Source organism: Winogradskyella marincola (assembly GCF_029624125.1).
Classification (GTDB): Bacteria; Bacteroidota; Bacteroidia; order Flavobacteriales; family Flavobacteriaceae; genus Winogradskyella; species Winogradskyella marincola.
Genome location: NZ_JARSBN010000003.1, coordinates 226,524 through 246,697, shown reverse-complemented (window position 1 = coordinate 246,697; position 20,174 = coordinate 226,524). Strand labels below are relative to the sequence as shown.

General features: G+C 33.2%; 19 protein-coding genes. 7 read left to right on the top strand and 12 right to left on the bottom strand.

Going from position 1 to position 20,174, the window contains the following annotated elements:
• Nucleotides 1-102 precede the first annotated feature (102 nt).
• The 3 genes from P7122_RS06760 to P7122_RS06750 form a co-directional block, all read right to left on the bottom strand.
• Nucleotides 103-522, bottom strand: coding sequence for an IS1/IS1595 family N-terminal zinc-binding domain-containing protein (locus tag P7122_RS06760; RefSeq protein ID WP_278005019.1), 420 nt, complete (start codon nt 520-522; stop codon nt 103-105).
• A gap of 193 nt (nt 523-715) precedes the next feature.
• Nucleotides 716-1,078 (bottom strand): DUF779 domain-containing protein, encoded by a 363-nt coding sequence (locus P7122_RS06755; RefSeq protein ID WP_278005018.1) that lies wholly within the window; start codon nt 1,076-1,078, stop codon nt 716-718.
• 72 nt (nt 1,079-1,150) lie between these two features.
• Complete coding sequence (locus P7122_RS06750; RefSeq protein WP_278005017.1) at nt 1,151-2,647, bottom strand: aldehyde dehydrogenase family protein; 1,497 nt, start codon at nt 2,645-2,647, stop codon at nt 1,151-1,153.
• A gap of 172 nt (nt 2,648-2,819) precedes the next feature.
• Here P7122_RS06750 and P7122_RS06745 point away from each other — a divergent pair, with 172 nt between their 5' ends.
• Entirely contained in the window at nt 2,820-3,740 is a 921-nt protein-coding gene (locus P7122_RS06745; protein ID WP_278005016.1) for an AraC family transcriptional regulator, read from the top strand.
• On the opposite strand, the gene P7122_RS06740 is transcribed toward P7122_RS06745, so the two are convergent.
• Complete coding sequence (locus tag P7122_RS06740) at nt 3,730-5,109, bottom strand: alanine/glycine:cation symporter family protein (protein ID WP_278005015.1); 1,380 nt, start codon at nt 5,107-5,109, stop codon at nt 3,730-3,732. The genes P7122_RS06745 and P7122_RS06740 overlap by 11 nt on opposite strands.
• A gap of 176 nt (nt 5,110-5,285) precedes the next feature.
• Between P7122_RS06740 and P7122_RS06735 the strand changes: the two genes are divergently transcribed.
• The 6 genes from P7122_RS06735 (at nt 5,286) to P7122_RS06710 (ending at nt 11,105) form a co-directional block, all read left to right on the top strand.
• Nucleotides 5,286-5,984, top strand: a complete 699-nt coding sequence (locus P7122_RS06735; RefSeq protein WP_278005014.1) for a hypothetical protein — start codon at nt 5,286-5,288, stop codon at nt 5,982-5,984.
• A gap of 190 nt (nt 5,985-6,174) precedes the next feature.
• Nucleotides 6,175-7,623 carry a glycosyl hydrolase 53 family protein gene (locus P7122_RS06730; RefSeq protein ID WP_278005013.1) on the top strand — a complete coding sequence of 483 codons (1,449 nt, stop codon included), beginning with the start codon at nt 6,175-6,177 and terminating at the stop codon, nt 7,621-7,623.
• Nucleotides 7,624-7,710: 87 nt separating this feature from the next.
• Nucleotides 7,711-9,420 (top strand): RDD family protein, encoded by a 1,710-nt coding sequence (locus P7122_RS06725; protein WP_278005012.1) that lies wholly within the window; start codon nt 7,711-7,713, stop codon nt 9,418-9,420.
• Between the two features lie 170 nt (nt 9,421-9,590).
• Entirely contained in the window at nt 9,591-10,310 is a 720-nt protein-coding gene (locus P7122_RS06720; protein WP_278005011.1) for a LamG domain-containing protein, read from the top strand.
• Nucleotides 10,311-10,364: 54 nt separating this feature from the next.
• Nucleotides 10,365-10,736, top strand: a complete 372-nt coding sequence (locus P7122_RS06715) for a DUF2200 domain-containing protein (protein ID WP_278005010.1) — start codon at nt 10,365-10,367, stop codon at nt 10,734-10,736.
• An 18-nt stretch (nt 10,737-10,754) separates the two neighbouring features.
• A complete protein-coding gene (locus P7122_RS06710) occupies nt 10,755-11,105 on the top strand; it encodes a ribose-5-phosphate isomerase (RefSeq protein ID WP_278005009.1) in 351 nt (116 codons plus the stop codon).
• On the opposite strand, the gene bshA is transcribed toward P7122_RS06710, so the two are convergent.
• From bshA to P7122_RS06670, 8 genes are all read right to left on the bottom strand, one after another.
• Nucleotides 11,098-12,237 (bottom strand): N-acetyl-alpha-D-glucosaminyl L-malate synthase BshA, encoded by a 1,140-nt coding sequence (gene bshA, locus P7122_RS06705; RefSeq protein ID WP_278005008.1) that lies wholly within the window; start codon nt 12,235-12,237, stop codon nt 11,098-11,100. The genes P7122_RS06710 and bshA overlap by 8 nt on opposite strands.
• A 138-nt stretch (nt 12,238-12,375) precedes the next feature.
• On the bottom strand, nt 12,376-15,333 hold the full coding sequence (locus P7122_RS06700; RefSeq protein ID WP_278005007.1) for a serine hydrolase domain-containing protein: 2,958 nt from the start codon (nt 15,331-15,333) through the stop codon (nt 12,376-12,378).
• 122 nt (nt 15,334-15,455) lie between these two features.
• Complete coding sequence (gene serB, locus P7122_RS06695) at nt 15,456-16,676, bottom strand: phosphoserine phosphatase SerB (RefSeq protein WP_278005006.1); 1,221 nt, start codon at nt 16,674-16,676, stop codon at nt 15,456-15,458.
• Nucleotides 16,677-16,814: 138 nt separating this feature from the next.
• Nucleotides 16,815-17,300, bottom strand: a complete 486-nt coding sequence (locus P7122_RS06690; protein ID WP_278005005.1) for an ABC transporter ATPase — start codon at nt 17,298-17,300, stop codon at nt 16,815-16,817.
• 29 nt (nt 17,301-17,329) lie between these two features.
• Nucleotides 17,330-18,415 (bottom strand): WG repeat-containing protein, encoded by a 1,086-nt coding sequence (locus tag P7122_RS06685; protein ID WP_278005004.1) that lies wholly within the window; start codon nt 18,413-18,415, stop codon nt 17,330-17,332.
• A 73-nt stretch (nt 18,416-18,488) separates the two neighbouring features.
• A complete protein-coding gene (locus tag P7122_RS06680) occupies nt 18,489-19,127 on the bottom strand; it encodes a hypothetical protein (RefSeq protein ID WP_278005003.1) in 639 nt (212 codons plus the stop codon).
• A 51-nt stretch (nt 19,128-19,178) separates the two neighbouring features.
• Nucleotides 19,179-19,379, bottom strand: a complete 201-nt coding sequence (locus P7122_RS06675) for a hypothetical protein (RefSeq protein WP_278005002.1) — start codon at nt 19,377-19,379, stop codon at nt 19,179-19,181.
• 9 nt (nt 19,380-19,388) lie between these two features.
• A complete protein-coding gene (locus P7122_RS06670; RefSeq protein WP_278005001.1) occupies nt 19,389-20,171 on the bottom strand; it encodes a (Fe-S)-binding protein in 783 nt (260 codons plus the stop codon).
• Nucleotides 20,172-20,174: the final 3 nt, after the last annotated feature.

Here is a 20,174-nt window from a genome sequence, read left to right as displayed (position 1 = left end):
AGTTGTTTAGTTAGTTAAACATTGGTTTTATGTGCACTACTAAACTCGAAAAAACAATCTCTAAAAAAAAAGTTAATATATATTTATGTTAATTTCATATACTTAATCCTTAAAACGCTCCCATTTTATAAGCATAAATTTATCACCTAATTCAGTAACCAATGCACCTGCACCAGATAGATTTTTGGCATTAGAAAAGAATAATGAAAGCTCTTCTGCATTTAGGATTTTATATGTTGGATGGTAGGCAGAATTGTATGGCCTTTTGATATTGTACTTTTTTACCCAGTTCATAATACTTACATGAGAAATACCTAAAATTCGCTCAATTTCACGGTAGGTTAATCCTTCTAAGTACAACTGTAAAGCCTTATTAACATAATAGTCATCTATCTTTTTACCAAGCTTGTTTACCGTAAAATAATAGTTACACGATTTACACCTGTAACGCTGTCTATCATTAACTATTCCACTTTTCACATAGCTGTCTGAACCACAATTTGGACAAAGATCAATTTTCATATATATTAATTTAGCATAAATATATCAATTTAGCAACAAATACAAAAAGCATAACATCTATTTTATAATTATTACAAATTTAAAGCACTTATATTTTAAACATTTCACATTATTTTAGCATAAATTTTGAATAAAATATAAAACCCTGAGAAATTCAAATTCTCAGGGTTTTGTTAAACTATTTCTTATTGTTTTAACTTGATTGGGGATTAAAATAAGCATCTTCTTCTTCCGTTAAAATTCGGGAATGAATAATAAATCGTATTCCTAATGGAATTTCTAACGAGAAACTTGCTCCTCTACCTTCGGTAACACCAATAGTAAGATGTGTATGCTTCCAATATTCAAATTGATCTTGATTCATATAAAACGGAACACCTACTACTTCACCAAGAAAAATATCACTTTCATCCAAATACATATCATCTTTTTCAAAAATCATTGGAGCAGATCCATCACAACAACCACCACTTTGATGAAAAATTAAATCACCATACCTATCTTTTAATTGCTTAACCACTTCTCTTGCTTCTTCTGTAATTTCAACGCGTTTCATAATTTTAAAGTATTAAAAAAGGCTGAATCCCTAACTATTCAGCCTTTTTAGCTAATAATCAATTTATTGTTTCTAGAAGAAACCTAATTTGTTCTTATCGTAAGAAATTAGCATATTCTTGGTTTGTCTGTAATGACTCATCATCATTTGATGATTTTCTCTACCGAATCCAGATTTTTTATATCCACCAAATGGTGCATGTGCAGGATAAGCATGGTAACAGTTTACCCAAACACGACCAGCTTTTATAGCTCGTGGAATTTGGTATAACTGATGTGCATCTCTCGTCCACACACCTGCTCCAAGCCCATATAACGTATCGTTAGCGATCTCTAAAGCTTCTGCTTCATCTTTAAATTTAGTAACACAAACAACTGGACCAAAAATTTCTTCCTGGAAAACTCTCATTTTATTGTGACCTTCTAAAATTGTTGGTTGAATAAAGAATCCATTTGCTAAATCTCCTTCTGTATTAGCTCCTCCACCACAAAGTACTTTAGCACCTTCGTCCTTACCAATTTTAATATAGGACTGAATTTTTTCGTATTGATCGTTAGATGCTTGTGCTCCAACCATACAATTGGTATCGTAAGGACTGTTCTGAACGATAGCTTTTGTACGCGCTACAACACGCTCCATAAACTTGTCGTAAATATCTTCTTGTACCAAAATACGCGAAGGACAGGTACACACTTCACCTTGATTAAAAGCAAATAATACTGCTCCTTCTATAGCTTTATCCAAGAATGCATCATCCTCGTCCATAACAGAATTAAAGAAAATGTTTGGCGATTTTCCACCAAGCTCCATAGTTACAGGATTTAGATTCTTTGATGCATACTGCATAATTAACTGTCCTGTTGTAGTTTCTCCTGTGAAAGCCACTTTATCTACACGAGAGCTCGACGCTAAAGGCTTACCAGCTTCTGGGCCAAATCCATGTACAATATTGATGACTCCTGGAGGAAACACATCTGCAATTTTTTCCATTAGTAAAGTCGCCGAAGATGGTGTTTGCTCTGCTGGCTTTAACACCACGCAGTTACCTGTTGCTAATGCTGGTGGCAATTTCCACGATAACATTAATAAAGGGAAGTTCCATGGAATAATTTGCCCAACCACACCAAGTGGCTCTTTAATATTCATGGATAACGTATTGGCATCTAATTCTGTTGCACTACCTTCTTCTGCTCTTATACACGATGCAAAGTACCTCCAATGATCTACAGAAAGTGGTACATCTGCGTTTAATGTTTCTCTAATCGGCTTACCATTATCGCAGGTTTCAACCAAAGCAAATTCTTCTAAATTGGCTTCAATAATATCTGCTACTTTATTAAGTAGATTTGCACGTTCTGTTGCCGAAGTATTTCCCCAAGCTTCTTTAGCTGCATTTGCCGCATCTAATGCTAATTCTACATCTTCTTTTTGAGATCTTGGATATTTTGCTATTAACGACTTGTCTATTGGTGACGTATTTTCAAAATACTCACCTCCTATTGGAGCGACAAATTTACCATTGATAAAATTGTCATAGGATGCTTTAAATTGTGGTTTAGAATAACTCATCTTAAATTTTGATTATTTATTAGTTCTTAATTTTTTGAGCCAAAAAATTGACTATTTTTTACTTTTCGTAAAGTTATTTTGTCATATTCTGAAATAATTGAACATATTTATCATATTTTTGAACATATCTCTTTTTAAGACTTTTTAGGATATATTTTTTGTAATATTGAGTATGACATCCTTATTAAATCAACATAGAAGCCATAGAAAACTCACAACTTTAGTTGAGAACAGAACCACTTATAATGCTGAGTATGCTGAGTTGAATATCTATGAAACACATGCTTATGCTGAAAAAGTGTCCTTAACATTTGGATTTCCTATAATAGCGAGCATGCTTACCGGAAAGAAAATAATGCATATTGATGGGTTTAAAGCTTTTGATTTTTTTCCAGGTGAATCTGTTGTAATGCCAACTAATAAAGAAATGGTTATTGACTTTCCGCTTGCTACTGTGGAAAAACCAACACAGTGCTTAGCTTTGGGTATTGATGCTTTTAAGATTGAAGAAGTTGTAGAGAAATTCAATCAAAATGTGGCTATTGAAAACGAAAACAACAATTGGGATTTAGACCATACAGCATCACATCTTATTAATAATGTTGACGTTAACCATCTCATTGAACGACTAACTTACACCTTTACCAACAATAATAAATCTAAGGATGTTCTGCTGGATTTAATGATTCAAGAACTGATTGTACGATTACTTCAAACTAAAGCAAAATCATTAATAATTAATGACACCAACAATATCTTTAACGATACACGTATTGGCACAGTTATAAAATTCATAAAAGACAATCTTACCAATAAGGATATTACTGTAGATCAATTAGCAAAGAAAGCTTATATGAGTACCTCACACTTTCATAAGCAGTTTAAAAACACGCTTGGTGTTTCACCTATTGACTACATCAATTCTGAGAAGATAAAGTTTGCTAAGAAGTTGATTAAAGAATCTAAAGATGTGAGAATGTCTGAAATTGCTTATAAATCTGGTTTTAATAATACGAGTTACTTCAACAGGCAATTCAAAAAAATGGAAATGATGACTCCTGCTCAGTTTAAATCTTCAATTGCTAACTCTTAGTCTTCTTTAAGCTCCTAAAGTAGCGTTTAGATTCCTTCAATACTTTTGGTGCTAATAGAATTGTGGCAATCATGGTAGGTATAGCCATAAATGCAAACACACCATCTATAAAGTTAACCATTGCTTTAAAAGGTGTTGTAGCTGCAAGAATAATACTCAGAATATAGAAATAGTTATAATAGTGCTTTTTGTCTGCACCTATTAAAAACGATAAGCATTTTGTACCATAATACGAATAACTTAATAATGACGACACACTAAAGAAAAACACACAGACCATTAATAAATACTGACCATACGGTAAAGCTTGTTCAAAAGCCGAAGCTGTAAGGCTAACACCATTATCCGTTGTGGTTTGCCAAACACCTGTTACCAAAATTGCTAATGCTGTGAGCGTACATACAATTAATGTATCTATTACAGGTCCTAACATTGCCACCAAACCTTCTCGTACAGGCTCAGCTGTTTTAGCTGCACCATGCGCCATTGGTGCTGTACCCAAACCAGCTTCGTTAGAAAATGCTCCTCGCTTTATACCATGCAAAATCAATGCACCCAAAACACCACCCAAAAACGGCTTGTCTTTAGGAAAAAAATCTGCCGCAAAAGCATCTGTAACAATCAAGGACAAATATTTTGGCACTTCTTCTATGTATGCGCCTAAAATAACTAATACTAAAACGAAGTAAAGTAGAACCATTGATGGTACCATTTTAGATGCCCAGTTACTTATGCGTTGTATGCCACCAAGAATAACAATACTGGTAACTACAACCAGTACCAATGCAATGATAAGGTTGCTACCAAAAGACACTTCTACTCCATTTGGTATAAGAATAATATCGTTAATCGCTTGCTTTAGCTGATTAACATTTACTACAGGTAATGCACCTAACATCCCAAATACGCTAAACAAAATTGCTAAAGGTTTCCAGTTTTTACCAAGACCTTCGATGATAAAGTACATAGGTCCACCTTGTATATCTCCATTACTGTCTTTTCCTCTATACAAAATTGCCAATGTTGATGTAAAGTATTTGGTACTCATACCAACAATGGCACTTACCCACATCCAAAACATAGCACCTGGACCACCAACCGAAATTGCTAAAGCCACTCCTGCGATATTTCCCATACCTATTGTAGAAGATAACGCTGTGGTTAAGGCTTTAAAATGTGAAATTTCACCTGCATCATCTGGATTATCATACTTACCTCTCAACACACTAATCGCATGCCCTAAATACCTAAATGGTAGAAATTGAGAACGTATTAACAAATACAAACCACCACCAACTAACAGAATAAGTAGTGGCAATCCCCAAGCTAAGGACGAAAATGCTGCTGTAAAATTTTCTAGACTTTTCATTAGGCTAAAAATAAGAAATCCTTCGTTGTGTTAATAATATATTGAAAGTAATAACCGTAAGCAATTGATTTTCAAAAATTAAAAAACTAACTTCGCTTATCGGTGGATATAAATCATTGAAACAGATTCATATCCGAATCGTTGTAAGCAATTAGACTAATCATTTTAACAGCAAAATGACCAAAACGAAAAATATGCAAACTTTCTTTCTAATTTTAGGCCTAATATCAGCCATTTTAGTTGCTATTAGTGCTTTTGGTTATAACTATTATTCTAACCTGAATAGTGACGAAAGCGAACAAAACGCTCAAAAGGAAAGGCTAGAAATTAAAGAGGAAGTGACTGATGGTTCCGAAAAAATAAATAAGAAGTTAGATAGTCAAGACTCTATATTGACTAATTTACAAAAAGGACAATCTGATATTAAAAATGAAGTGAAAAAATCTTCAAAAAAGAAAAAACCAGATATCAATGTTCAAGATTCGCCAAATGCAGTAATTCAAGTTAATGAATCAGGTGATAACATCATTGATAATAGACAAACTATAATCAACCAAGAAGTTGGAATTCCTGAACCGACTTTAAATATATTACATGACAAGAAAAATATTAAAAATGATAAGTCCCAGTTTATAAATGAATTTTTAGTAGATATTAAAACTGCTCTGCCAATACCTAAAGTATATTTTATTGCAAATGGAAATTTTATAAGCGATATTGAAGTAAGAAGCCCAAGTAGTGTTCAATTTAGTGTATTAAAAAGTATTAACAAGAAAAGAGCTGAATATAGTTTCTCAAATTTATCGGAAGGTCGTTATCGAGTTATAGTGACATCTAATGAAACTGACAACATAATAATTAATGTAGGTAAATAATAGTATGGATTTATTTAACTCTAAAAAATAAACTGCATACAACAATGGCAATAAATGATTGCTTGTTCTCGCCTACTTCTAATAATCCTCGCGGATTTTCAGTTTGGTGTGTACTTGCAAAGTTAAATGCTAACCCACGCAACTACTCATACACAAAACCGATAAGCGCAATTCCCCAAAACCAACCAAAATGAAATATAGTATAGTTCTAAGTATATTCCTTCTTGTCTTTTTTATCTCTTGCAATAACAAACCCAAAGACACACCAACCGTTACTGAGTCACCTGTAAAAGATTACTCAGACTGGTATCAAGTAGAAACAGGCAAGCCAAGCGCTCTTGTATTTGCGAGTTACAAAACCACAATGCTTGCCAATGGTAAAGACCAATCGTTGTTACGCATAAGTACAGTTGATAGCTTAGGCATGGAACTAAAAGATGCTTCGCTACCTTTTGAGATTAGTGTAAAAGGAGATGCTACTATCATTGATATAGATAGTACAGAATTGGCACCTGTGTTAAAGTCTGATACGCTTACCGTTTGGAAATCTAACATCAGTAATGGTGTAAAAAAGTTATGGCTTAGAGCAGGCAACACTACAGACAAAATAACGGTTAAAGTTTCTACAGATAGTTTGTGGCCAGCTTCTCATGAGATCCATACCATACCTGCGGATGTAAAATTGCTAAGACCAACTAAGGAGCAAATCACACAAGGTCCAAAAATTGAGCAAGAAATGCTGGGTGCAGACATTTCCTTTTTACCGCAATTAGAAGCCAGAGGACTTAAATTTCATGATGATGGTATAGAAAGGAATGCTATTGAGATTTTAAAAGATCATGGTTTTAACTACATACGCTTACGCGTTTTTGTAAACCCTGAAAATGAAAAAGGTTACTCACCAGACAAAGGCTTTTGTGGACTGGATTATACCTTGCAAATGGCAAAGCGCGTTAAGGATGCTGGACTCAATTTGTTATTAGATTTTCATTATAGCGACACATGGGCAGATCCGCAAAAACAGTTTAAACCAAAGGCTTGGGAAGGTTTAGAGTTTAACGAGCTTACAAGTGCATTAAAGGACTATACCAAATCTGTACTCACGCAACTAAAAGATCAAGGCACAATGCCAGATATGGTGCAAATTGGCAATGAAATTAATCATGGTATGGTGTGGCCAGAAGGTCACATATCTAACTTAGACAATCTTGCTGCATTATTAAAAGCGGGTACAGAAGCCGTTAGAGAAGTGGATGCCAATACTACAATAATGATGCATTTGGCGCTTGGTGGCCAAAATGAAGAAACTACCTTTTGGTTTGATAATATGATAGCGCGTGGTGTTGAGTTTGACATTATAGGACTCTCCTACTACCCGATTTGGCATTGTACCTTAGACGACCTTAACAGCAATATGCTAGACCTTATAGAGCGTTACCAAAAAGATATTAACGTTGTAGAATATAGCGCCTTTAAAAAAGAGGTGAATGATATGGTATTTAACCTGCCAAACGACCGTGGAAATGGGACTTGCATTTGGGAACCTCTAAACACCTGGAGCAAAATCTTTGATGATAACGGACAGCCGTTAAAAGAACTCTATTACTATGATGAGATTTATAAGGAGTTTTTGGAGTGACACTTACCAAAGTGTAATTGATGTTATTTCTCTTATCTTACAGCAAAAAATCAAACAGCTATTTTTGATAATTCAATAATGTTCTAAATGAAAAAGCTATTAAAAAATATTTCTCACAAAACCATATTCTGGTTCTACTCTATTACAAGCTTGTATAGTATTTTTTGGAGCTATTTGTTTAGACCAACAGATGTTAGCTCAGATAGTTTCTTCAATCATTTATTGAATGCTTTTAATATTTTCGATCTTAATCTATATACAGCTGTTTATTTTTTAAGAGAGATTAGAATTATCCGTTTTGATCTGTATGCTAATGCTTTTTATAAAATAGAAATCATTTTCCCGCTACTTATTTTAACTGCTGCTTTAATTTTTCGTTTTAGTAAATTTAAGGATTCTAGACTATTGCGTTACCTTTTATCTATTAGTATAGTACTAATGGTTTTAGGCTTTTTTAGTGGCTTAGCGTATCGTTTGTTTTTATTGGATAAATTCCCTTTGTCTAGCTGGCTAATCTTTTTAGCTTACAAAGTAATTGCTGTAGTGGTAATTATATTTCATTATGCTACTATAACCAAATTAAACACTGAAGACGAACTCTCTTATACTTTAAACTCCAAGGAAGAAACCACATTTGTTTTAGCAAGTCGTGGACAGCGCTTTATGAACTACCTTATAGACTGCTTTCCCAGAATTATAGTTATGCTACTAATCAGTTCAATATTAATGTCTCTAGCCAGAGTTGGTGTTTTTAATGGTAATCTAGACGGTCCTGTAGATGAGTACCTTTTTCGTTATGCATTGGTTGTAATAGGTATTGTTTTGGTATACTTTATTACAGAACGTCTGTTTTTAAGAAGTCCTTCAAAGTTTCTTACCAATACTCAGGTCATTGTAAAAGGTGACGACCATAAAAGCTATACTATATTAAAACGTACACTTACGAGAGCCATACCTGTTATAGATCTATTATCTTATGTTTTTTCTGAAAAAGGTGACGGATTTCATGATGAATGGTCTGAGACTATGGTTGTGAAAAATAAACCTAAAGGCATGGCATATGGTTGGTATTTTCTCATTTTTCCGATTGTGATGTTTTTGCCTTTTACGCCTTCAATTATAAAAAATGAAATAGATAAGATGAAGTATAGAGAGGTTAGCTCTATCTATGAAGACAACAAAAAGAACAAATCCCTAGAAAATACAGACCTTAACTTTATTGATAAGGGAGAGCTTTTTGAAATTGATGATAATACGTATTCTTCTCAAAAGTACATCTATATTGTTGATAGTATAAAGGCTGATAACATATATGCTTCACGTCTAATTCAAAAACATGAGCAACGAGAATTTAATGACACGTACACCTTAATGGATTATAAAAGGGACTATGACGAAGAGCTTCTAAAAGTAGTTTTTGATAAGACTAACCTAAAAGATCCTTTAAAGCTCGTTAATCCAAAACACACCTATGTCATTGATGTGCGTTTACGTAAAAACTCTTGGATCTATAATACTACTGGAGAAAAAGTTAATAGTTATAGTTTAGAGATTGAAACCAACACACACTCTAGCGCATTAATAGCTTTTAGAAACATTGAAGGTGAGTTAGCATTGACGAAAGGCTCTTCTTCTGTTAGTGGTGTTAACCTAAAAATTAACACCGAAAAAAATGCGCTAGAAAACAAAGACTACATTGTTGAAGTGAAACTTCAAAACCAAACGTCGCTTAAGACTGCAACATACCAAATAAAGTTTACCAAGTATGGTGTGTTAGATTTTTATGAAGTGAATTAATTAAAGTTACCTTGAAAGCGATAAAGTTTAACGCTCATATATTCTCTCTTAGCTTCTGGAAATAAATTTGTAATCTAAATTGGTGGTAAAATAGCCATAAGCTAAAAAAAACAGCAAATTGGTACAATCTTTGTGTTATTTTGACAATAAAAAAACCACACTAATCAATCATGAAAAATTCTTATTTACTTTTTGGACTACTACTCTTATTACTTAACTCTTGTGATAAAAATGATGATAATGCTACCACTGAATTATACCCTGAAAATTTAGTTTTATATTTTCCCTTTAATGGCAATACTCTAAATGAAATTAATGCTGAACAGAACGGTTGGGTTGAAGGTGCTGCTTTAGCTCCTGACATTGATGGCAATGAGAATAGTGCTTTTAGCTTTGATGGTATAGATGATACTATATTAGTAGTAAGTCCTGATAATGTATTAAATCTGTCTAATGAGTTTACAATCTCAGCACTTGTAAAACCTGAAGAAATAAAAACGCAACATGTTATCAGAAAAGGCACAGCTACTAATGGTCCAAGCCGTTTACCTTATGGTATTTCATTTTCAGCTACAGGTGATATTATCTTTTCGATAACCACAGAAAACGGACAAGTATTTAATCAAGCCAGAAAACAAGGCTACACAACAAATGAATGGTATCTGATTACAGGAGTACTTAAGGATTCTAAAATGTTATTGTATGTAAATGGAGAACTTGAAGTCACCAAAAATATAAGTGGTAACATAACACTAAATAATCAGCCTTTATTAATAGGCACTAGATTAGGTTTACCAAGTGATACATTTAAAGGTATTATTGATGAGGTAAGAATATATAATTCTGGCTTAAGCGAACTTGAAGTAGCAGAATTATTCAATAACCTCTAAAAATAAAACTCTTCTACACATATAATTAATTACCTTTAATAAAAAATTAATTAAATGAGCAAATCAGATACCAGCCACCACGACGAACGCATTGCCAATATGAGTTTTGCTTCTGTATATCCACATTATATTACCAAAGTAGAAAAAAAAGGCAGAACCAAGGAAGAATTACACGAAGTGATAGAATGGCTTACAGGTTATGATGAGAGCAAACTTAGTGATATCATTGAGCAGAAGGTTAACTTTAAAGACTTTTTTGAAAATGCTAACCTTAATGAAAATGCACATCTTATAAAAGGTGTTATATGTGGATACAGAGTTGAAGAAATCACCAACAACACCACGCGTCAGTGCAGATATTTAGACAAATTGGTTGACGAATTAGCTAAAGGTCGTAAGATGGAAAAAATTCTACGTGCATCTTAACGTTATCTCTACAGTAAGATGCCAAAAACACTATATCGAATTTATGTTGTAGAACTCTCTAAACGTGTTTTTAATGAAAATGCAAAGTTTAGAACAGCAAATCCACAATACAATGGTGTTTTAGAGTGTTTGTATGTTGGCATGACTAGTAAAAGCCCTAAAGAACGTTTTGAACAACACAAAACAGGTTATAGAAACAAAAAAGGATACAAATTATCGTCTAACATTGTAGAAAAATACGGCTTGTATCTTAGACCAAGCCTTTACAATCATATAGATCCTTTTTTAACTCGAAAAGACGCGCTTATTGCCGAAAAGGAAATTGCTTTAGAGTTGCGCAGAGCACGCTATGCTGTTTGGTTTAATTAGATACCAAAAACTTATTTAAGGTTTCTTGATATATTGCTTCGTATTGTGGCACAATGTTATGTATATCAAACTTCTTAGACTGTGCTTTAGCATTGGCTTTAAAAGTCTTCAAGGTAGCTGCATCTTTAAGAATCTTAATGGCATTAGCAGACATATCTGCCACAGCATTAACATCGCTTAAATAGCCCGAGTAACCATCTGTATTAACCTCTGGCAATCCACCAGTATTGGTAGATATAACTGGCACTCCACTTGCCATGGCTTCTAAAGCAGCAAGACCAAAACTTTCGGTTTGTGATGGTAGCAAAAACAAATCACTAAAACATAGTATTCTATCTATTTGATTGCTGTTACCAAAGAAAACTACCTTATCTCCTATTCCTAGTTCTTCAACAAGTATTTCTGCTTTCTTTTTTTCTGGTCCTTCACCTACCAACATTAATTTCGCTGGTAACGCTTTCTGTATGTTATAGAAAATCTTTACTACATCTGGAATTTGTTTTACTTCACGCATGTTACTTATATGCGTAATAATAAACTCATCGTCTTCTGCCATCATAGCACGCTGACAGTCCGTAAACTCATTTACATGCTTATCTAAATCTATAAAATTTGGAACCACATAAATATCTTTTTTAATATCAAAAAGACGCATAGTATCTTTCTTCAAACTTTCAGACACAGAAGTTACTGCATCAGATTTATTAATACTAAAAGTTACTGCTGGTTTATAAAACGGATGGCTTCCTACAAGTGTAATATCTGTACCATGAAGCGTTGTAACAATTGGCACCATAATACCTTTATCTAAAAGCATTTGTTGCGCCATATATGCGGCATACGCATGAGGTATTGCATAGTGTACGTGTAGCAATTCTATACCATGAAGCTGCACCATATCCACGAGCTTACTAGATAATGCCAGCTCATAAGGTTGATAATGAAATAAAGGGTACTCTGGCACGTGTACTTCGTGAAAATGCACATTGTTACTCAACAATTCTAAACGTACTGGCTGACTATAGGTTATAAAGTGAATTTCGTGTCCTCGTTTAGAGAGTTCTAAACCTAATTCTGTGGCTACTACACCACTACCACCAAATGTTGGGTAACAAACAATTCCTATTTTCATTTAAAACTTTTCAATGATTAAAGTTAACACATATAAAGTCTTTAATTTATTTAAATCCTTACAACGCATTTGCACGTGTTAAAGTTAGCTGATTTGAAGTTTTACATGGTAACATTTAGCACTTTTTAACTTATGAGCTTAATCAATGATAGCTTCGTAAATGAGTCGTTGAATTTCTGTTCTTATGTTCTCTCTGAGTAATAGGTTTTTACCAGCCTCCGGATATGTTCTGTTAGCTAAAAATACATAAACGATTTCTTCTTCTGGATCTGCCCAAGCATAAGTACCTGTAAATCCTGAATGCCCAAAACTGGTCATTGATATACAACCGCAAGTAGGACCTTCTTCTCCCAGTTGAGGCTTATCGAAACCTATACCTCTCCTATTATCACTTTCGCAATAGTAACAAGTATTAAACTTATCTATAGTTTCGGATTTAAAATAACGCTTGCCTCCATAAAACCCTTTTTGCAAGTACATCTGCATAATCTTAGCAACATCATTGGCATTACTAAAAATTCCTGCGTGGCCACCAATACCTCCTTGCATGGCAGCTCCCATATCGTGCACATAGCCATGCACTTGCTTATACCTGTAATAATTATCCTCTTCTGTTGGTACAATGTCTTTTAGACTAAAGACTTTTCTGGGATTATATGTTGTATAATTTGCACCAAGCGATTTATAAAAACGATCTTGAGTGATTTCTTGTAAAGATTTATCGTAGAAACCTTCAAGATAATTTTTAAGAATGTAATACGGTAAATCGCTATAACGATAACGAAGACGAGACAACAAATCGCTTTCCCTTATGATTTTTTGAATTGAATCTTGATAATCACTACGCATGTAAAGCGTATTAGTAACTTCAACATTAAAATCGCCAGAAGGCTTTGTTCTATAATACTTTGGATCTGGTTTTTTAGTTACAGAATCTAGTGTTGCATAATAAAAAGGAATCCATGGCTTTAACTGCGCGTAATGCGATAACATCTTTTTTAATGTGATGTTTTTCTTATTCGAATTTTTGTATTCCGGAAGCAAATCTCCCAATTTAGACTCTAAAGATACTGAGCCTTGCTGCTCAAGTTCCATAAGTATAGGAAGCGTTGCAAGTATCTTTGTTAAAGATGCAACATCGTACACATCATCAAAATCTACTTTATTTTTTTTGGAATAGGTATGATATCCAAAATTCTTATTGTAAATCACCTTTCCTCTTCTTGCTACCAAAAGTTGAATACCAGGTGTCATATTGTTATTAACTGCATGATGAGCCACAGAATCGATCTTGCTTAATCGTTCTGAGTCCATACCAACTCGCTCTGGCAAACCATAACTAAGACTTAAAATTGAATTGTAAGGTATGCCTGTACCTACCGGAAAAAACTCTCCTGCACTAACTGGCAATGTTCCTTTTGCATCAATACCTCCAAAGATGAGCTGTGCTGATTTTTGTTGTGCAATATCACTATTCTGATAACTCATTACAATGGCTTCAATGTTCTCTACTGAACGCAAATCATTCAACGCATAAGGTCTTGCAAACACATCTAATATTACTGTAGTGTTCCTTGAAATTTCATACAGCCATGCTAGCTCTTTTTGTGAAAATTCATAAGCTTTCCAAGGGTTAGCATTAGACTTATGAAACCCTACAATTACTGTATTGTAATTATGTAATTTAGTAATGATCTCATCTAATTTCTCACCTTGAATATGATGAACTTTGGTGTATTTTTTTAATTCGTCATAAAATGCAGAACCACTATCATCTCCTAATTCTACATAGGCAATATTTTTGGTTTGCAGATTTCTTAGAGGTAATACTTCGTCTTTGTTTTGTACTACTGTTATAGCATTTTCCATCAGGCTTTCGTAAAGCAAATCGTCTTTAAGTCTGTTTAAATCATTACCTAGATTATACAACCCAACTGGAGAATAATTATGCAGTCCTACCTTATACTTAGCCATAAGGATTTTTTTAACTGAATGCGATAAACGCTCTTCTGTAATTTTATTGGCTTCAAAAGCTTCAATAATTCTTTCTATACCTTTTTCAGGATTTTCAGACATTAAGAGTACATCATTACCTGCTAAAAACGCCATTAAATCTATCTCGCCTCCTTTTGAAAATGTACTTGTAGAAATGCCATCAAGGTTTTTTTCTACATAATCAGCAGCACCTTTCATGGTTAATGCATCAGTAAAAATTAAACCTTTAAAACCTAACTCACCTTTAAGAATATCAGTTACAATATGCTTAGATAAAGATGAAGGAAAGCCTCTTCGTTTTTCTAAACTTGGAATGTTAAGATGGGCAACCATAACGCTAGATAAGCCTTCTTTAATGAGTTTTCTGTATGGATACAACTCAATAGAATCTATTCGTTTTTCGCTAAAAGATACTGTTGGCAAGGTTTTGTGCGAATCATCTTCGGTATCACCATGTCCAGGAAAATGCTTAGCGTTAGCCAATACACCAGCACTTTGCATACCATTCATAAAAGCTAATCCTTTTGCTGTGACATTGTCTCTATCCTCACCAAAAGAACGGTTACCTATAATTGGATTTTTAGGATTGGTATTAATATCTACAACAGGTGCAAAATTGAAATGCACACCTAAACGTTTGCAGTGCTCACCTATTTGTCTTCCGGTTTGCTCTACCAAACTATCATTAGTTATGGCGCCAAGTGTCATATTCCAAGGAAACGCATACGTAGAATCTAAACGCATACTCAAACCCCATTCTGCATCCATACCTACCAATAATGGTACTTTTGATGCTGCCTGTAAAAGGTTATTTAGTTTGGCTTGTCTGTGTGGCCCTCCAGTTGAATAAATAACACCTCCAATGTGTTCATTTTTTATTAAATCAACAATTTTGCTATTGGCCTTTCCATCATTTTTTGAAAATACCTGAACCATAAAAAGCTGACCTACACGCTCTTTCAAAGTCATAGCGTTATAAACACTATCTACCCATTTTTGTTGTAGTGTCGCATCTTTAGTTAACAATGGATTTGGAGTTGCCTCTTGAGCAAAATTAATTTGAACACAAAAAGCTATAAAAATAAGGGACAAATATCGCATACATTAATCTTTTCTCGTTTCTAATTACAATAACGAATACTATGCCAAAATAGCATATTTAATATGAAGTAAAAAGACTTTAGGATTCTTTTATAAACTGTGTAATTAACAGTTAAATGGAATTAAACCAGATCTATATGACGATCATGGTAACCTAACAAATATAACACACCATCTAAACCAATACTAGATATAGAACTTTGAGCACTATCCTTAACTTTTGGTTTGGCATGAAAGGCGATGCCTAAACCAGCAAGATTAAGCATTTGCAAATCATTAGCACCATCTCCTACTGCTATGGTTTGCTCAATATCAATTCCCATATCGTCGGCTAACAACTGAAGGTACTCTGCTTTTTTGTTGCCATCTACAATATCTCCTATATATCCTCCTGTTAGCACACCATCTTTAATCTCTAACTCGTTGGCAAAAACAAAATCGATATCTAATTTCTCTTGAAGATATTTTCCGAAATAAGTAAAACCTCCAGAAAGAATTGCTGTTTTATAACCGTAGTTATGAAGCGTATCTATTAGACGTCTTGCGCCTTTGGTTATTGGTAAATTCTCTGCTATATCTTTTAAAACATCTTCACTTAAACCTTCTAAAAGTTTCATTCGTTTTTTGAAACTTTCCTGAAAATCTATTTCGCCTTGCATTGCACATTCTGTTATCGCCTTAACCTCATTACCAACTCCTGCACGCTCAGCCAACTCATCAATAACTTCTGTTTGAATTAAAGTAGAATCCATATCAAAACATACCAAACGACGGTTACGTCTAAACATGCTATCTTCCTGAAAAGCAATATCTACATCTAACTCATGAGATATTTGCATAAATCTTGATGTAAACTCTGATTTATCGTTTAGCTTTCCTCGTATTGATAATTGAATAGAAGCCCTTGGATATTCTTCTTCTTTAACCAAAGACGTACGACCTGTTAGACGCTTAATAGAATCTATATTCAGGTTTTTTTCTGAAATGACTTTGGTGACCTCAGAAATTTGCTCGGCTTTGAGTTTTTCTCCTAAAATGGTAACGATATAACGATCCTTACCTTGCATACTTACCCAATGCTCATAATTATCTAATGATATTGGTGTAAACTTTGCAGTAATACCTAATTCATAGGCTTTGAACAATAAATCTTTAAGAACAGCTGCTGATTTTTTTCCAGATTTTATCTCAAACATCATTCCCAGAGACAACGTGTCGTGAATATTGGCTTGTCCTATATCTAGAATTTTAGCATCGTATTCTGCTAAAACACTGGTTAAAGATGACGTTAAGCCTGGTTTATCTTGTCCGGAAATGTTTAATAAGAAAATATCAGTACCCACTTTCTATTGAGGATTTACAATTTTAAAATGACGAATTTGGTACTGTAAAAATCAACATTCTTTCTAAGAAATGAAAATTATTAAACATACAAATACCGTAATTTTTGAGCGTATTTACTGAGAATTCAATAAGAAAATTTACTTAATGAATCTGCTATGCCAACTCTCGCTCGCAGGCACTTCCCAATTATCTTTAAACTCTGCGATATTAGTTACCAAATTATTAAAGACGATTGTGTTTTTAGATACTGAATTGTTTTTAGCCATTTTTTTAAAATCTATCAAAGGCTTATAAGCAATAAATTCTCCTTGCTTAAAGGATACATTCATCTTATCCATTAAATCTACATTGTAATCCTTTTCTAATTCTTGAATAAAATGCACAGAAGCATCAATTGAGCAACCTGTAGCCATATTAAGGTTTTGATTTAAAGCAATGACAATAAAACGTTTGTAAACAATTTTAAATCCTGCTTGTAAATCTTTACCATGTGCTGTCCAGGCTTCAATAAAGACTTCTAATTTAGAGGTTAACTCTGTTATCTCTTCTTCAGAAAAGCTTCTGTTAGCTTGGTAAATCCAAACTCTTGACTCTTCTGGTAATGTATCAAAATCTACTAGCATTTGTATGTATTGTGCGTTTTATTAAACTTTTAATTTTCTAATTCTTTTCTTGTGTACTCTATTGGTTTTACAACTTCGTTTAGAGAATTAATAAGGCCATATTTACCATTTTGCTTTACAAGATAAATATGCGATGTACCTTTTTTACTGGTATCAAAATACTCTATTATATCGTAATTAAGCGGTAAAATTATTTCATTCTGATGGCTTATAATTCCGTATTTTCCATCTTTGACAACGATAAAATGATTTCCAAATTCTCTAACGTAAGATTCTGCACAAAACATTTCATCGTAAATATTAGGTACTATTTGCTTACCAGTATAATCCACAATTCCCTTTTTTCCATCTTTAGTTACACCTATAATTTTATAGTCTTCAAATAAAAACATGAGTTTTAAGTCTTGCTTTTTGTATGATGGTTTTAGGTTATCCCAATCACCTACGAAATCTGGAAAATAAACTCCTATATCGTCAAAAACAGGCTCTACTGTACCTTCATTTGTTATAAAACCTACCTTATCATCATTGTAAATGATATAAGATTTCTCATCTTTATTATCTTCGTTATAATGCAAATAATTATCGCGTACATAATCATATTTCACAGGAACAATTGTTTTATAACCCTTATTCATGATGCCTTGTTTTCCATTAAAAATGACCAAAAATCGTTTCCAAGGTGAAGTATCTATATCATAGCCATTTTTTCTGTAATCTGCTTTTGTTAATCCTGTGTCTGGCTCACAGTCTTCTATCTTATATTTTTTATTAAATGAAATGCTAGACCATTTCCCTTTCTCTTTTATTAAGTAACTCTTAATGTTTGGTAAATGAAAAACAGACAATACAGAATCTAACTTAAAAGGAATTAATGTTTTGTTGGTGTTAGAGTTAATTAATCCCCATTTTTTGTTTTCCTTTTTAAAATACAACCCACTTTCTTGAAAACCTAAAACATCACTAGTGTATACAGGTATTTTTATAGAGTCACCAAAGTGCTTATTGATTGTAATGACGTTAGCTTTCTCTTTTTCGGTTAATGACTGTGAATTAACAGGTTTACCTAAAAACAAAAATGCCAAAAGCGTTAAGATTTTTACTGTGTTTATCATCTATATAGCTTATGCGATTTTATTAATATTTAATGCTATAAAATCACCAATGATTCAGAATGTTATCGCTATACTAAAGTGCTTCTAACTTTGTGATTACTTTTTTGGTGATGTATTGCTTTTCGCTTAAATCAAAAAACTCTTCTTCTTTAAAGGTTACCGTATAGAACTTACCAAAATTAGATTTCTTAAGTAATTCGTAGCCTTCAAATTCATCTGTGATTAAAAAAATATGTGTTTTATCAAAGTCGTCTTTAGCTTCTATGTAAGAAATAGCATCATTATTCATAGCTATTAATTCTACCTCTATCGTTAAGCCTGAATCGTTAGAGGTATCAAAGCCTAAATCTTCATCATCTTCATTTATTATATCTACCAATTCTTCTGATGAGAAAATAGATAAAAAGTCTTCTGCGCAAATACCAACCATTGCTATTCCTATATCCTCACCTATTTCTTCCATATCATCTAAGGTTTTACTTTTGTAGTACTTAGATTTATTTTTGTGAGCATTAAAACTTTGCAAAAGACAAAGCCCAAGTGCCATCTCTTTTTCTTCTGTTGTAGCAGACTTCTTTATTTTTTTCTTAGCAATACACTCGCATGTATCCTCTGCCATAAGTTCTACGACTTCCTCTTTTGATTTCTTTTGAGCGTAACTATTTACACTAAAAAGCATAACTAAGGTTAAAAGTGTAATTTTCTTTATCATAATATTTTATTGGAATTTTAAAAAAAGAAGAGATAATCGAAGCATAAAACACTAATTTTTCTTTCTGTATTGGTATCTAAAAATAAGTGCCATAAAAAAACCAAAAGCAAAAAAGTGAATAAAGACTCTTAAAAGAGAAAACTTATCTTCTGTAAAAAAGTTATAATACCCTTCCATGAAAAGGGTAAAAATTAACCCATTTATTACACCATTTATAATTACTTTTTTTAGAGGAATGGGTTCTCTTTTCATTTTAAAATCTTAGGAATTAGCAATTAATTCGGCTATATCTAAAACAGAAATTTCTCCTTCTTTTTCTTTTGCTTTAACACCATCTGTCATCATTGTATTACAGTAAGGACAACCTGTTGCTATAATATCTGGCTTGGTAGCTATGGCATCTTCTGTTCTGAGGACATTAATATCCATGTTACCTTTTTCTGGTTCTTTAAACATTTGAGCACCTCCAGCTCCACAACACAATGCTGTGTTTTTATGACGCTTCATTTCCACCAAATTGGCATTGGTATTTTTAAGGACTTCTCTTGGTGCATCATATTCGTTATTTGCGCGTCCTAAATAGCATGGATCGTGAAATGTGATTCGTTTTCCTTTGTACGTATTTCCTTCTAAAGTTAAACGACCAGAACTTATAAGCTCCTTTATATATTGAGTATGATGAACAACATCATAATTACCACCAAGACTAGGATATTCGTTTTTTAAACAATTAAAAGAATGCGGATCGCAAGTAACAATACGTTTTACTTCGTAAGCATTAAGAACTTCGATGTTCATCATGGCTTGCATCTGAAACAAAAACTCATTTCCTGCACGTTTTGCTACATCTCCTGTGTTACTTTCCTCTTCACCTAATACAGCAAATTCTACATTAGCTTTGTTTAAAATCTTAACAAAAGCCTTTGATATTTTTTTTGCTCTATCATCATAACTACCAGCAGAACCTACCCAAAATAAAATTTCTGGTTGCTTACCTTCTGCCATAAACTCTGCCATTGTTGGCACTTTTAGTTGTTCGCTCATAAC